We start from the raw sequence: 13,656 nt of genomic DNA, 5'->3' as shown, positions 1-13,656 counted from the left end.
CCGGTCCGGTCTTGGCCTCAGTCGCGGCCGTCGGCCCAGTACACCCCTTCGGGCGAAATGCCGAGGAAGCGGGTATAGGCGACTTCCAGGGTCTTTTCCGGTTCGAGATCGGCGAAAAGATCGGGATGGAAGCGCTTGGCGAAGGCCTGGATGGCGACGACGTTGAAGGCGTTGTTGTAGAAGGGATGCCAGATCGAGAAGATCTCGCCGTCCTTCACCGCCTTCAGGGTGTTGACGCCTTCGCGGGTCTGGACCATGGCGCGCAGGCTTTCGCGGGCTTCTTCGGCGGTGACGCCGAGGCCGAGCAGGGCACCGCCCTGTCCGCCGCTGCCGGCGATGTAGATGTCGGGATTCTGTTCCGCGATCTGCTGGGGCTCGACCCGGCCGAGCGGTTCCTCCTGCAACAGGGCGCCGATATTGACCGCGCCGGCCGCCGTCAGGAAGTCGCCGAAATTACCCTTCCCCGGGGTGCCGCAGCATTCCAGGGCAGGCGGGCGCATGTCCAGGAAGACGCGGGGCTTCTGGTCTTCCGGCAGGGTGGCGGTGATATCCGTGACCTTGCGCAGATTCTCTTCATAGAAGCTGATGAATTCCGCCGCCTGGGCCTCGCGGCCCAGGGCCTTGCCGATCGCCCGGACGCTGGGGATGGTGTTCTGGCCCGGATGCTGGCGGAAATCCACATAGACCACCGTCACCCCGGCCTTTTCCAGGCTGTCGCCCAGGCTGCCGGGACGGGGGCCGCCGGGCATGATGGCGACATCCGGCTTCAGGGCCAGGACTTCGTCCGGGCCTAAGCCTTCGCCGTTCTGACCCAGCCGCAGGGCCGGGATCTGGGCCACTTCGGGATAGCGCGCGACGAAGCGCTCATAGGTTTTCTGCTCGCGGCTGGTGAAGTCGCCGCCGATGGCAACGATGCGGGAGAAGCCCAGGTCGCCTTCCGCCGCCAGGACCGCCGGGAGAAGGGCGCCCATGCCGACGACGATGCGCTCCACCTTGGCGGGGGTCTCGATGGTGCGCCCGGCGATGTCGGTGACGGTTTCCGCCCAGGCCGGCGAGGCGAGGAAAATCGCGCCGACCGCCATGGCCAAGCTGTTGCGTCTGAATCCTTTGAGCCAAGGCACCATGTTCTGTCTCCTGTGCTGCCATTCGATCTTCAAGGCTGAGGGAAGGCTTCATAACACAGTGAGACGCGATTGATAATAACAATCAAAATCATAGGGTGAAGAAGCGCCACGGTCGTCAATGGGCCGTCCTTTTCCGCCGGGCCGGGACAATCTCCAAGGCTGTACGGCTAATGCGCTGTCCCAATTCGAGAAATATCAGGGTGGACCCTGCTGGACCGGCCCCCATATTGGCACTCAAGGAGCCTGAAACCGGAGGAGATATGGGCAGCGAAAACCTGCACGCGCCGCGGGAGCGGCTATCCGCCAAGACCTTGGCCATGCACCAGGCCATCGTCTCGCTGATGGAAGAGCTGGAGGCGGCGGACTGGTACCGTCAGCGCGCCGACGACTGCGATGACGATCACCTGAGGGACATCCTGCTGCACAACATGCGGGAGGAGATCGAACACGCCGCCATGGTGCTGGAATGGCTGCGCCGGAACGATGCCGATTTCGACGAGCAGCTGCGCACCTACCTGTTCACCGAAAGCAACGTGGTGGACGTCGAGGAGGAAGAGGAAGGCAAGGGCGAAGGTGGCGCCAAGCCCCAGAAGCCCAACGGCTTCACCATCGGCAAGCTGCCCGGCAGCCCGTTGTCGCGCAGGAAATAACAAGGGAGGCTGTTCATGGATGCGCTCAACCGCTCCCAGGCCCCGTTCCCGGCAGAAGTCTGGGAGGCCATCGACGAAGCGGCGGTGGAGGCCGCTTCGGACATGCTGACGGGCCGCCGCTTCCTGGAGGTCGAAGGTCCCTTCGGCGTGGGACTGACGGCCATCGAAGTGGGCAATGACGATTACTGCCGCGAGCCCTCCGCCGACGAGGCCGCCGCCGTCCTGTCGCGCTCGATCTCGGTGCCGATGCTGCGCAAGCAGTTCCGCCTGTCGCTGCGCCGCTTGGCGGCCTATCACGAGCAGGGGCAGCCGCTCAACCTCAAGCCGGTGGAAGACGCCGCCGAAGCCATCGCCCGGCGGGAAGAGGAATTCATCTATTACGGCCAGCAGGCCTTCGGCGTGGACGGCATCCTCAATTCCGAAGGACGCTGCCATCGCAAGGGCGGCGACTGGGCCAATCTGGACCATGCCCTGAAGGACGTGCTGACGGCCGTTACCTCGCTCGACGAGGGCGGTTTCCGCGGCCCCTATGCGCTGGTGCTGGAGCCCAAGCTCTACAACAACCTGTTCCGCCGCTACGACAATACCGACATGCTGCAGGTCGAGCATCTGAGCAGGCTCTGCACCAAGGGCATCTACAAGGCCAATGTCAAAGGCGCGGCGGTGATCGACCCGCGTGTCGGCAAGCTGATCATCGGCCAGGATCTGCGGGCGGGCTATTCCAGCCAGGACGGCATCCACTGTTCGCTCTACCTGACCGAAAGCCTGGTGGTGCGCCTGGACGATCCCGGCGCCGTCTGCACCATTGAACCGGCAGAGGTCGTCGAAACCTAGGACACGAGGGGAAAGGGCCGCTTGCCCTTTCCCTTTTCCGCAAGCGTGCGAGGGCCTAGGGGCGGACTGCCGTCTTTTGCCGCCAGATCTCCGCGGCGACCATCACGGCGGACTGGAAATCGGGCTGGACCGGGACGGGACCGGCGGCCAGCATCAGGTTGTCGGCCAGGCCGAAATCCTCGACCATCATGCCGTGCTGCTTGCACCAGACGCTGCCGTCGGGGTCCTTGTCGTGGATCACCCGCTCCAGATAGGGGGCGGTTTCCTCGGTCCAGGGAATCACCGGCTTGCCCAGGGCTTCGGCATAGCCCATTTCCCAGGCCGTTCCGGCATCGGCGCCCGGTCCGCGAAAGGCGGTGACGCAGGCGATCACCATGTCGCATTCCTTAATGCGCCCGATATTGCCTTGGCGGATGGCGGCGGCTTGTTCGGCCTTGGGCAGATGCTTCAGATATCCGGTCTCCTCGACCGGTGCCACGCCTTCTAGGCCCTGTTCGGCGCAGACCTCCTTGAGGTAGCGGAAGATGGCCGCCGAGGCGGCCAGGAAAACCGCCGGGCCGGCGAGATAGACGGTGGGGCGGGTATCGGTCATGGAAGGGCCTGCGTGGTTGCGCTGCAAAGCCGGGGATTATCGGCCCGCCCGTCCTGGCCTGTCCAGCCGGGATTCCGGATGTCTTTCACGACACCGCCATCGCCAGCAGGCGCTGCAATTCTTCCGAGGATACGGGCTTGTGCAGGATGTCGAATCCGCTTTGCCGGGCTTCGTTCAGATATTCGGGCGAGGTTTCGCCGGTCAGCAGGATGGCCGGAATATGCAGCCCGCACAGGCCGTAGATATCCCGGATGGCCTCGATGCCGGTCTTGCCGTCGCGCAGGCGGAGATCCGAGACGATGGCGTCGGGATGTTCGTGCAGGGGACGCAGAAGCTGCGTCGCTTCCTCGGAGGAGGAGGCGGCGACGACCCGGTAGCCCCAGGCTTCCAGCATGGCGCGCAGGCTGAGCAGGATCAGGGCGTCGTCCTCGATCACCACCACCAGATTGCCGAAGGCCATGGTACCGGGGGCGGGCTTGCGCCGCCGGGGCATTTCGCGGGGCACCGCAAGCGGCACCGAGACGGAAAAGCGCGAGCCATGGCCGGGAGTGGAGGCGACGATCACATGGTGGTGCAGCAGCGCGGACAGGCGCTTGACGATGGCGAGGCCCAGCCCCAAACCCTGGCGGCGGTCCCGTTCGGAATTATGAAGCTGGACGAATTCGTCGAAGATTTCGGCCTGCTTGTCCTGGGGAATGCCCGGCCCGGTATCCACCACGTCGATCCGTACCCGGTCGCGCTGGCGGCGGACGCCGATCAGGATCGCGCCGTGCTCGGTATAGCGCAGGGCATTGTCGATCAGGTTCCGCAGCATCCGTTCCAGCAGTACCGGGTCGGATTCGATCCACAGGGACGAGGGCACGACGCGGAAGGTCAGGCCGCGTTCGGCGGCAAGGGGGCGGTATTCGGTCGCCAGCCGTTCGAGCAATCCGCCCAGGGCGAAGCCGATGGGATTGGCCTTGACGATGCCGGCATCGAGGCGGGACACGTCGAGCAGGCTGTCGAGCAGCATGCGCAAGGCGTCGAGCGAGGCCTCCATACTCGCCAGAACCTGGGCCGCCGGGCCTTCCTTGATCATCTGGTTGAGGGAATGGGAGAAGAAGAACAGGCTTTGCACCGGCTGGCGCAGGTCATGGCTGGCGGCGGCCAGAAAGCGCGATTTGGAGGCGCTGGCCTTTTCCGCCCGGTCCCGTTCCCCCTCGGCGCGTTCCCGTTCGGCTTCGGCGCGGAGCTGTTCATATTCCGCCTGGCCGAGCGCGTGCCGCAGGGCATCGGCGGCGGCTTTCTGTTCGCTGATGTCGCGCATGATCCAGGTGAAATGGCGCCGGCCCGCAGCCTCCCACGAAGCCACCGAGAGCAGAAGCGGGAAGCCGCGTCCGTCCTTGCAGCGGCCTTCCGTCTCGCGGCCTGATTCCTTGCCCCCGCCTTCCTGACAGATGGTGCGGAACAGGGGTTTCCGCAGCAGCATGTCGATGGGCTGGGAAAGGGCTTCCGCCGCGTCGTAGCCGAAGGCGGTTTGGGCCGCCTTGTTGAGGGATTCGATGCGGCCATCCTGATCGACGACGACGATGGGATCGGCGGCATTGTCCACCACGGCCCGGTAGCGCGCCTGTTCCGCCATGACCCGCTTCGCCGTTGCGCGCCGTTCTGCCGCCGATCCGGCCAGCAGCAGGGCCAGCAGGGCGGAGATCAGCAGCGCCACGGCCATGGCTAGGCGGTCGCTGTGCAGGGCGCCGTCCGGCAGGGCGGATATTCCCAGCTCCATCGGCACGAAGGTCGCCGCCGCCATGCCGCAGTAATGCATGGAGATGACGGCCATGCCCAGGACCACGGCCCCCAGGGCTTTCTCGGTGAAGCCCGAGGCGCGGAAAGCCAGCCACAATCCGGCCGTGGAGGCCGTCACGGCGATCGCCACGGACAGGGCGACCAGGGAAGGATCGTAAAGGATGCGGCCTTCCATGCGCATGGCCGCCATCCCCAGGTAATGCATCGAGACGATGCCTATCCCCATGACGCCGCCACCCAGCGCATAGGCCCTCAAGCTGCCCGCCAGCCGCATCACGCAGTACAGCCCCAGCCCAGAAACGAAGATGGGCAGGACGAAGGAGGCGAAGGTCAGGCCCAGGTCGTAGGAAACCGGCATGGCCATCTGGAAGGCCAGCATGCCGACGAAATGCATGCTCCAGATCGCCGCCCCCATGGCGAATGCTCCGCAGCCCAGCCAGGTCATGGCCCGCCGTCCTGCTGAGGCGCGTGCCCGCTCGACCATGTCCAGCGCCGTATAGGCACCGAACACGGCGATGAGGATGGAAACCACAACAAGTAAAGGGTCGTATTCGCTCATGGGTTTTTCTGTTTATCCCCTGGCGATGTGGAGTTATTTCAAGTTCTCGAAGAGTTGGAACGTAGTCGTGGCGGCAGAAGGCCGCCAGGGATCGGAGGGGGTATTGAAATGTGATTCGAGGCGCATAGGGCTAGGCAAGGAAGGGAACTATGAGGGAAACGCATCTTTCCGGTTTCTTCTCTTCGCCGTTTCTCGCAGGAGGGGAGGGTGAAAAGGCTCATTTCCTGACCCGCCGGTTGTCGAACCAGGACAGCATGGCCGGGGTGAACAGCAGGGTCAGGACGGTGCCGAAGACCAGCCCGCCCACGATGGCGGTGGAAAGCTGCACCCAGTATTGGGTCGAGGGCGCGCCGAAATAGAGGTCGCGTCCGCTGAAATCCAGCGTCAGGGCCAGAACCATCGGCATCAGCCCGATGATGGTGGTGATGGCGGTCAGCAGCACCGGGCGCAGTCTTTGCGCCCCCGTTTCCAGGGCGGCATCGGCCGGGGCTAGGCCCTTGCGCCGCATCTCGTTGTAGGTGTCGATCAGGACGATGTTGTTGTTGACGATGATGCCGGCCAGCGCGACCACGCCGATGCCGCTCATCACCACGCTGAAGGCTTCCTGGCGGATCAGCAGCCCCATCAGCACGCCTGCGGTGGAAAAGACGATGGCGCTCAGGACCAGCAGGGACTGGAAGAAGCTGTTGAACTGGGTGACCAGGATCATGAACATCAGGAAGATGGCGAAGGCGAAAGCCATCAGCAGGAAGTTCCCGGCCTCGGCCTGGTCCTCCGCCTGTCCCCGGAAGCGGATGTCGATCCCCTCCATGTCTCTCTGGGCCAGGGCAGCCTCCAGGGCGGAGATGCGCTCGTCCACCAGCGTGCCGGGCGGCACGTCGGCTTCGACGTTATAGACCCGGCGCCCGTCGACGCGGGTGATGATGCCGGGGGCCGGGGCGGGATAGAATTCGACGAAATTACTGATGGGCACCAGGCCGCGCGGCGTGGTGATGCGCAGATTGGCCATCTGGCCCAAAGTGCGTTCGTCCGAGGGAAAGCGCAGGCGGATCTCCACTTCCTCGTCGGTGAAGTCGGGGCGGTAATTGCCGAGCAGGATGCCGTCGGTCAGCAATTGCACCGCCGCGCCCAATCCGGCCACATCGGCGCCGTAGCGGGCGGCTTCCTCGCGGTTGACGGAAAGGCGGACCTCGATGCTGGGCTGGGGGCGGTCGTCGATCACGTCGATGAAGCCGCCGAGCTGGGCTATGGTCTCGCGCACTTCTTCCACTGCCGGGGCAAGACGCTCCGGCTCGCGGGCGGCGATCTCCACCTGGATGGGGCGGCCCTCGCCGGGGCCGCGTTCCTGCTCGCGGATCTGGATCAGCAGGCCGGGCAATTCGTCGAGCCGGGCGCGCAGGCCCTGGATGATCCGCGAGGCCGGTTCGCGCCGCCGCCAATCGGTGAATTCCAGCTGGATGATGCCGATCACGTCCTCGGGCAGGTCCGATTCCAGGCGGGCCTCGGTCGAGCCGATGGTACGGGCATAGACGGTGGTGACCTGCGGCTGGCCGATCAGCTGGTTCTCGACCATGCGAACCAGCTGATCGGCCTCCCAGATCGACAGGTCGCCGCGCGCCTGCACCTGGACCTGGGCGAATTCCGGCTCGACCTGGGGGAAGAAGTCCACCCCGCGCCCCAGGACGCCATAGGCGCCATAGGTGACGAACAGGATTGCCGCCGTTCCCGCCAGGGTCAGGGCGGGATGGGCGATCAGCATCCGCAGCAGGCGCAGATAGGGGCCGACGAGGCCGCCTACGCCGCTTTCCTCGGAAGACGCCGGGCGGTCTCCGGCATCCTTGCGGCGGGACAGGCCGCCCAGCACCGGCACGAAGACCAGCGCCATGATCAGCGAGGCCAGCAGCGTCACCAGCACCGTGGCCGGCAGATAGAGCATGAACTGTCCCGCCACCCCCGGCCAGAACAGCAGCGGCAGGAAGACCGCCAGGGTGGTGGCGGTCGAGGCGGTGATGGGCCAGGCCATGCGCTGCGCCGCCTTCAGATAGGCCTCCCGCCGTTCCATTCCCTCGGCGCGTTGGCGTTCGGCCAGTTCGACCACCACGATGGCGCCGTCCACCAGCATGCCGATCACCAGGATCAGGGCGAACAGCACCACGATGTTCAGGGTGAAGCCCAGTATCCAGATGGTCAGGATGCCGGTCAGGAAGGAACCGGGAATGGCGACTCCCACAAGCAGCGAGGCGCGGATGCCCAGCACCAGGATCAGGGTCAGGACCACCAGAAGGATGGCCGAGAAGACGTTGTTCTCCAGGTCGCCCAGCAGGTTCTCCACGTCCTCTGCCTGGTCCTGCATATAGGTGACGGTGATGTCGGCAGGCCAGTCTTCCGCCGCCGCGTCGATCAGGGCGCGGGCCTCGGCCACCGTATCGATGATGTTGGCCCCCGTCGTCTTGCGGATTTCCAGGGCGATGGCGGGCTGGCCGTTGATGCGGGCGAAGCTTTCCGGGTCGTGGAAGGTCTGGCGCACCATGGCGACGTCCTGCATGCGGACGACGGTGCCGTTGGTGACATGGACGGGGATGTCCAAAACGTCGCTGATATCCTGGATGACGCCGGGGACGGTGACGCTGATGCGGCCCGCCCCGGTGTCGAAGGCCCCGGCGGCGACGAGCTGGTTGTTGTTCTGCACCGCCTGCATGACCTCTTCATAGGACAGGCGGTAGGATTCGATCGCCAGCGGATCGACCAGGATTTCCATCAAATCCTCGCGGTCGCCGACGATATCCACCTCCAGCACCCCGGGCAGGCCTTCCAACTGGTCGCGCAGGTTGCGGGCGATGGAAATCAGCGAGCGTTCCTCCACCGATCCCGACAGCATCGCGGTCAGGACGGGGAACAGGGACAGGTCGACCTCGCGCACCACCGGCGCCTCGGCGCCCGGCGGCAGGTCGGGCGTCGCCAGGTCCACCTGTTCGCGCACATCGCTCAGGGCCTGGTCGTTGTCATAGCCGGGATCGAATTCCAACTGGATCAGGGCGAAGCCCTCGCCGGCCTGGGACCGCATCTCGCGCAGCCCGGTGATGCCCTGCAATTCCCGTTGCAGCGGGCGCACCAGGAGGCGGTCGCTGTCTTCCGCCGAGATGCCCGGATAGGCCACGTTGACGAAGAAGATGGGGATCTCGATTTCCGGATTGGCTTCCTTGGGGATGGTGATGTAGGCGAACATCCCCGAAACCAGCAGCAGAAGCAGCATCAGGACGGCGACGCGGCTGCGGGCGAAGGCGGCGGCGATCAGCGTGTTCACGGCTGGCTCGCCTGCTGCGGTTGGGGGGTGTCGCGCACGCTCACCTGCTGCCCGGCCTGCACGAAGCCCTGGCCGATGGTGATGATGCGGGCTTTTTCCGGCACCCCGGTCACCCACACGCCGTCCGGTTCCGTGCGCACCAGTTCGATGGGGTGGAAGGCCACGATGCCGTCCTCGTTCACCGTCTTCACGCCCACCTGCCCTTGTTCGTCCAGGCTGACCAGGGCGGGGGAAACCTTGTGCGCCATCACCGTCTCGGTGGGAATCATGACCTCGGCGCTGATGCCCGCGGGCAGGCGGCGGTCGGGGTTGGGCACCAGGATTTCCACCCGGAAGGTGCGGGTGGCGGCATCGGCCAGGGGAGCGATGAAGTGGACCTTGCCCTCGACCGGCTCGTCGCCGATGGCGGTGACATAGGCGACGCGGCCGGGCTCGATGCGGTGGATGGCATGCTGCGGCACCTGCACGACGGCGCGCAGCGGGTCGTTGGTGACGATCTCGACGACTTCGCCGCCGATGCCGACATAATCCCCCAGATCGGCCAGGATGCGGTTCACGGTGCCGTGGATGGGGGCGCGGATTTCCGTATTCTCGATCTCGACCCGGATGGCATCCAGCTCGGCGCGGGCGGCTTCCAGTTCGGCCAGGGCCATGTCCTCGCGGATGGCCGGGGCATGGCCCTGGGCGGCCAGCTGGCTGGCGGCGTCGTAATCGCTTTGCGCCCCCGCCACCTGGGCCTCGGCCCGCCGCATCCGCGACATCCGGTCCTGCATGGCCAGGCGGGCGAGCGGGGTGCCCGGTTCGACAAGGTCGCCCAGCTCGGTCTCCAGCGCCTCCACCTGCCCGGCGGTCTGGGCGCGGACCAGCACCACCTGGTCCGGTTCCACGTCGCCATAGAGGGTCAGTTGCCGCTCGATGCGCTGGGCCTCGCTCCAGGAAGCGGCGACGGAGGTGACGGCATGCCGGGCCGGGGCGCCTTCTTCGGCGGCCTGTCCGGCGTCGTCGCGCGTCAGCACCCCACTGCCGAACCACAGCACGGCAAGGACGATGATGGCGACGAAGACGATGGTGCTGGTTTTGACCGGCGGTTTCAGGCGGACCTCGTGACGGCGGGTGGGGGTTGTGTTCCTCTCAACACCGCATCGTTTCAAGGGTTCCCCTGGACAGAAGGCTTGCCGCGAAAGGAGTGGCAGTATAGAGGAGCGCTTTCCCCATTCACGCTCAGGCGAAGAACATGCCCTCGCCCTATAACGGTTACGTCGCCGAGATCGACTATTCTCACGCCTTCTATCCCGAGATCGCGCCGACCTCGCTGGCCTTTGCCCTGTTGTTGAAGGGCGTGCAGCCGCCCAGGGTCTCGGGCGATTTCGCCTATTGCGAATTGGGTTGTGGCCAGGGCTTGTCGAGCAACCTGCTGGCGGGGATGCATCCCCGGGCGCGGTTCTGGGGCGTGGACTTCCTGCCCTCGCATATCGCCGGGGCGCGGCATTTGGCCGAGGAAGCGGGCCACGTCAATGCCGTCTTCCTGGACGACAGCTTTGAGGATTTCGCTCAAAGGCCGGGGCCGGATTTCGATATCATCGCCCTGCATGGCGTGTGGTCCTGGGTCAGTGCCGAGAACCGGGCAATCCTCGTCGATATCCTGCGGCGGCGCCTCAAGCCGGGCGGCATGGTCTATGTCAGCTACAACTGCCTGCCGGGATGGGCGGCGGACATGCCGGTGCGGCAATTGCTGCTGGACCAGGTTTCCGCTTCGGTCGGCCCCCTGCCCGAACGGATCGAGGAGGCCTTGCGCTTCGGGCAGAGGCTGTCGCGACTGGGCGGCTATTTCGACCATGTGGCCGGGGCGGGGCCGCATCTCGACAGCCTGCTGGCCAAAAGCGACAGCTATATCGCGCATGAATATCTGAACCGCGACTGGGCGCCCTTCTATCATGCCGAGGTGGCGCGCGACCTGGAGGCGGCCAAGCTGAACTTCGCCGCCTCGGCCACTTTGCTGGACCATCTGGAGGATTGGCGCCTGGCGCCCGACGCCCTGGCACTGCTGGCCGAAACGTCCGACCCGACGCGGCGCGAGACCTTGCGCGACTATCTGACCTATACCCGTTTCCGCCGCGACATCTTCATCCGCGGCCCCCGCCGCCTGGCGCCGTCGGAACGGGAAGCCCGGCTGCGGGATTTCCGCTTCGGCCTCTGCGTTCCGCGCGACGAGGTGCCGGAAAGCGTCTCCACGCCCAAGGGCGAGATCGCCTTGCCCGCCGCCCTCTACGCGCCCCTGGCCGATGCCCTGGCGGCGGGGCCGCAAGGATTGTCCGCCCTGCTGAAGCTGCCGGCCTTGGCGGAACAGGGCTTCGAGGCGGTGCTGACGGCCCTGACGGCTCTGGTCGGCCTGGGCGTGGCGGTGCCGGTGCCGCCCGAGGAAGAGGGGCGGGCGGAAGGATGCGCGCGCTTCAATCATGCGGTGTTGCGGCAGAACCGTCATGCGCCGGATCTGCGTCAACTGGCCTCCCCGGTCCTGGGAACGGGGCTTCAGGTCGACCTGCTCGACCGCCTGTTCCTGTTGGCCCGCCAGGAGGGACGGGAGCCCGCCGCCTTCGCCTGGACAATCCTGTCGGAACGGGGCAAGCGCCTGCGCCGCAATGGCGAATGGTTGGAGACGGCGGAGGAGAATCTGGCGGAATTAGGCCGCCTTCACGACGTCTTCACGCGGTCGCGCTTGCCGCTGCTGCGGGCATGGGGAATCGTGGAAGGGTAAATATTCACGCGATCACATTGCGTGGGGCAGGGTGGGGCGCGTATATCTGCCTGCGCAGAGCGCACATGCGCACAGCAAAAGGGGAATGCATGTTCAGCCTCGTCTTCAGCCGGCGCTATGCCATGGCTCACCGTTTGCTTTCCGGCAATTCGGTGAAATGTGCCGTGCCACACGGTCATAACGAAACGGTGACGGTGCGCCTTCAGGCCGTCGCGCCGGAGCGGCTGGACGGGCATGCGAATATGGTCGAATCCTTCGAGAAGGCGAAAAAGACCTGGCATCGCTGGATTGACGATGCCGTGGACCATACGTTCCAGCTTTCCGAGACCGACCCGCTGCTGGCCGTCTTCACCCAGACCGAGCCGCATCTGCTGCCGCGCCTGCTGGTGACGCCGGGCGACCCCACCACCGAGATCCTGGCGGCCTGCTTCATGTCCAAGATCAACGCCTTCCTGGCGGCGGAGGGCGGACGGCTGAGATGCGTGGAGCTGCGCATCGAGGAAACGCCGACCAATACCGTGATTTTCGAAGGCGATCCGGCGGATGTGCTGCCGCTTTCGGCGGGCGGCGACCGCTGGTGGCTGCGCGCCGATATGTCCATCAACGACCTGGCCGCGCCGCCCGGCTTGCGTCTGGCGACGCCTTAATGGTCCGCCTCGTCCTGCGGGACGCCGCTTGAAGCGGCTCCCCAGGGTGAGGCTACTGTGAAAACTGACTATAAACCTCTCCTCGTCCTGAGGCGGCCTGAAAGGCCGTCTCGCAGGACCTTGTGAGATCATGGAGCCACGGCCTTGGCCTATTCCGTCAAAGAAATCTTCTACACCCTGCAAGGCGAAGGGGCGCAGGCGGGACGTCCCGCCGTGTTCTGCCGGTTCTCGGGCTGCAATCTGTGGACGGGCCGGGAAGAAGACCGGGCGGAGGCCGTCTGCCGCTTCTGCGACACCGATTTCGTCGGCATGGACGGTGTGAACGGCGGGCGCTTCGCCACTGCTCAAGACCTGGCCCGGGCCGTTGCCGCGCAATGGCCGCAGGGGGCCGGGGGCCGTCCTTATGTGGTCTGCACCGGCGGCGAACCCCTGCTGCAATTGGACGAGCCGCTGATCCAGGCTTTCCATGACGCGGGATTCGAGATCGCCATCGAGACCAACGGCACCAAGCCCGTTCCCCCCGGCATCGACTGGGTCTGCGTCAGCCCCAAGGGCACCGCACCCCTGGCGGTCGAGGGCGGTGACGAGTTGAAGCTGGTCTATCCCCAGGAAGACGCCCGTCCCGAGGCCTTCGCCGGTCTGAACTTCCGCAATTTCTTCCTGCAGCCGATGGACAGCCCGCAACGTGCCCAGGCCCTGCAGGAAGCCATCGCCTATTGCCTGGCCCATCCGCAATGGCGCCTCAGCCTGCAGACTCACAAGCTGATCGGCATTCCCTAGGCCGTCCTGTCACCGCGTCGCCTTGATCTCGAAGGCATTGGCGATCGCGCAATCGGGGCTGGGGCACCAATAGGCTGCGGGACCGTCCTCGTCGCTTTCCATGAACAGCACGGTATAGGCGCTGCTGCCGTTGGTGCGGGCGGTCAGGCGCAGGGCCCGCTCTGCCGGCATGGCGATGCGGGCGGCGGCTTCGGACAGCTGCTCGCCTTCCAATTCCTCGACGTCGATCTCGGCGAAATGGGCCTGGTGGCCCAGCATGGCATAGATGGGCACGAAGCCTTGAGCGGGCAGGACGACCGGCGTCGTCGTGCCGGGCAGGGTCCAGGCCCAACCGGGGGGCGGGGCCAGCATATGGCCGATGACCCCGCAGGTGACACGGACCCATTGATCGGCGGGGCGGGGGATGTCCAGCCGGGCCATGCTGGGCGCACCGGTGCAGGACGGGTCGTTTCCTTCTGCCGGGGCGGGCAGGGCGATGGCGGCCAGAAGCATGACGATGATGGCGCGCGGGGGCATCACGGGCTCCTGCTCAGACGGCGGCCCTGGTGGCCGTGCGGGGGAGATGGTTCCGCCGAAAGGGTCCCGGCAGGGGAGCTAATGCCGATGCCCCCTGCCCTTGCGGCAGG

Annotated in this window: 11 protein-coding genes; 5 read left to right on the top strand and 6 right to left on the bottom strand. The window is 66.0% G+C overall.

Annotated features, from left to right (window positions below; genetic code table 11):
- Positions 1-17: 17 nt before the first annotated feature.
- Positions 18-1,124 carry an ABC transporter substrate-binding protein gene (locus EPD66_RS05605; RefSeq protein ID WP_221930884.1) on the bottom strand — a complete coding sequence of 369 codons (1,107 nt, stop codon included), beginning with the start codon at positions 1,122-1,124 and terminating at the stop codon, positions 18-20.
- A 338-nt stretch (positions 1,125-1,462) separates the two neighbouring features.
- On the opposite strand from EPD66_RS05605, the gene EPD66_RS05600 reads away from it, so the two are divergent.
- Both EPD66_RS05600 and EPD66_RS05595 read left to right on the top strand, forming a co-directional pair.
- Positions 1,463-1,774 (top strand): hypothetical protein, encoded by a 312-nt coding sequence (locus EPD66_RS05600; RefSeq protein ID WP_370511864.1) that lies wholly within the window; start codon positions 1,463-1,465, stop codon positions 1,772-1,774.
- Between the two features lie 15 nt (positions 1,775-1,789).
- On the top strand, positions 1,790-2,608 hold the full coding sequence (locus EPD66_RS05595; protein ID WP_142847501.1) for a family 1 encapsulin nanocompartment shell protein: 819 nt from the start codon (positions 1,790-1,792) through the stop codon (positions 2,606-2,608).
- Positions 2,609-2,663: 55 nt separating this feature from the next.
- Here EPD66_RS05595 and EPD66_RS05590 read toward each other — a convergent pair whose 3' ends face one another.
- From EPD66_RS05590 to EPD66_RS05575, 4 genes are all read right to left on the bottom strand, one after another.
- Positions 2,664-3,200 carry a nucleoside 2-deoxyribosyltransferase gene (locus EPD66_RS05590; RefSeq protein ID WP_142847500.1) on the bottom strand — a complete coding sequence of 179 codons (537 nt, stop codon included), beginning with the start codon at positions 3,198-3,200 and terminating at the stop codon, positions 2,664-2,666.
- A gap of 85 nt (positions 3,201-3,285) precedes the next feature.
- Positions 3,286-5,544, bottom strand: a complete 2,259-nt coding sequence (locus EPD66_RS05585) for an MHYT domain-containing protein (RefSeq protein ID WP_142847499.1) — start codon at positions 5,542-5,544, stop codon at positions 3,286-3,288.
- Between the two features lie 217 nt (positions 5,545-5,761).
- A complete protein-coding gene (locus EPD66_RS05580; protein ID WP_142847498.1) occupies positions 5,762-8,848 on the bottom strand; it encodes an efflux RND transporter permease subunit in 3,087 nt (1,028 codons plus the stop codon).
- On the bottom strand, positions 8,845-9,999 hold the full coding sequence (locus EPD66_RS05575) for an efflux RND transporter periplasmic adaptor subunit (protein ID WP_221930883.1): 1,155 nt from the start codon (positions 9,997-9,999) through the stop codon (positions 8,845-8,847). The genes EPD66_RS05580 and EPD66_RS05575 overlap by 4 nt, the downstream gene beginning before the upstream one ends.
- An 83-nt stretch (positions 10,000-10,082) precedes the next feature.
- Here EPD66_RS05575 and EPD66_RS05570 point away from each other — a divergent pair, with 83 nt between their 5' ends.
- The 3 genes from EPD66_RS05570 (at position 10,083) to queE (ending at position 13,030) form a co-directional block, all read left to right on the top strand.
- Positions 10,083-11,603: a class I SAM-dependent methyltransferase gene (locus tag EPD66_RS05570; RefSeq protein WP_142847497.1), complete on the top strand. Its 1,521-nt coding sequence runs from the start codon at positions 10,083-10,085 to the stop codon at positions 11,601-11,603.
- An 89-nt stretch (positions 11,604-11,692) separates the two neighbouring features.
- Positions 11,693-12,250, top strand: coding sequence for a 6-carboxytetrahydropterin synthase (locus EPD66_RS05565; RefSeq protein WP_142847496.1), 558 nt, complete (start codon positions 11,693-11,695; stop codon positions 12,248-12,250).
- 144 nt (positions 12,251-12,394) lie between these two features.
- On the top strand, positions 12,395-13,030 hold the full coding sequence (queE, locus tag EPD66_RS05560) for a 7-carboxy-7-deazaguanine synthase (RefSeq protein ID WP_142847495.1): 636 nt from the start codon (positions 12,395-12,397) through the stop codon (positions 13,028-13,030).
- Positions 13,031-13,039: 9 nt separating this feature from the next.
- Here queE and EPD66_RS05555 read toward each other — a convergent pair whose 3' ends face one another.
- Complete coding sequence (locus tag EPD66_RS05555; protein WP_142847494.1) at positions 13,040-13,546, bottom strand: hypothetical protein; 507 nt, start codon at positions 13,544-13,546, stop codon at positions 13,040-13,042.
- Positions 13,547-13,656: the final 110 nt, after the last annotated feature.

This window comes from Telmatospirillum sp. J64-1 (genome assembly GCF_006980715.1).
Classification (GTDB): domain Bacteria; phylum Pseudomonadota; class Alphaproteobacteria; order Rhodospirillales; family Magnetospirillaceae; genus Oleiliquidispirillum; species Oleiliquidispirillum nitrogeniifigens.
The sequence above is the reverse complement of the archived record's forward strand: the minus strand, read 5'-3'. Positions and strand labels throughout refer to the sequence as shown.

Bases quoted from the DNA above. Each gene is read 5' to 3' on its own strand.
- EPD66_RS05605 (WP_221930884.1), bottom strand. From the start codon at position 1,124: ATGGTGCCTTGGCTCAAAGGATTCAGACGCAACAGCTTGGCCATGGCG.
- EPD66_RS05595 (WP_142847501.1), top strand. From the start codon at position 1,790: ATGGATGCGCTCAACCGCTCCCAGGCCCCGTTCCCGGCAGAAGTCTGG.
- EPD66_RS05590 (WP_142847500.1), bottom strand. From the start codon at position 3,200: ATGACCGATACCCGCCCCACCGTCTATCTCGCCGGCCCGGCGGTTTTC.
- EPD66_RS05585 (WP_142847499.1), bottom strand. From the start codon at position 5,544: ATGAGCGAATACGACCCTTTACTTGTTGTGGTTTCCATCCTCATCGCC.
- EPD66_RS05570 (WP_142847497.1), top strand. From the start codon at position 10,083: ATGCCCTCGCCCTATAACGGTTACGTCGCCGAGATCGACTATTCTCAC.
- EPD66_RS05565 (WP_142847496.1), top strand. From the start codon at position 11,693: ATGTTCAGCCTCGTCTTCAGCCGGCGCTATGCCATGGCTCACCGTTTG.
- EPD66_RS05555 (WP_142847494.1), bottom strand. From the start codon at position 13,546: ATGCCCCCGCGCGCCATCATCGTCATGCTTCTGGCCGCCATCGCCCTG.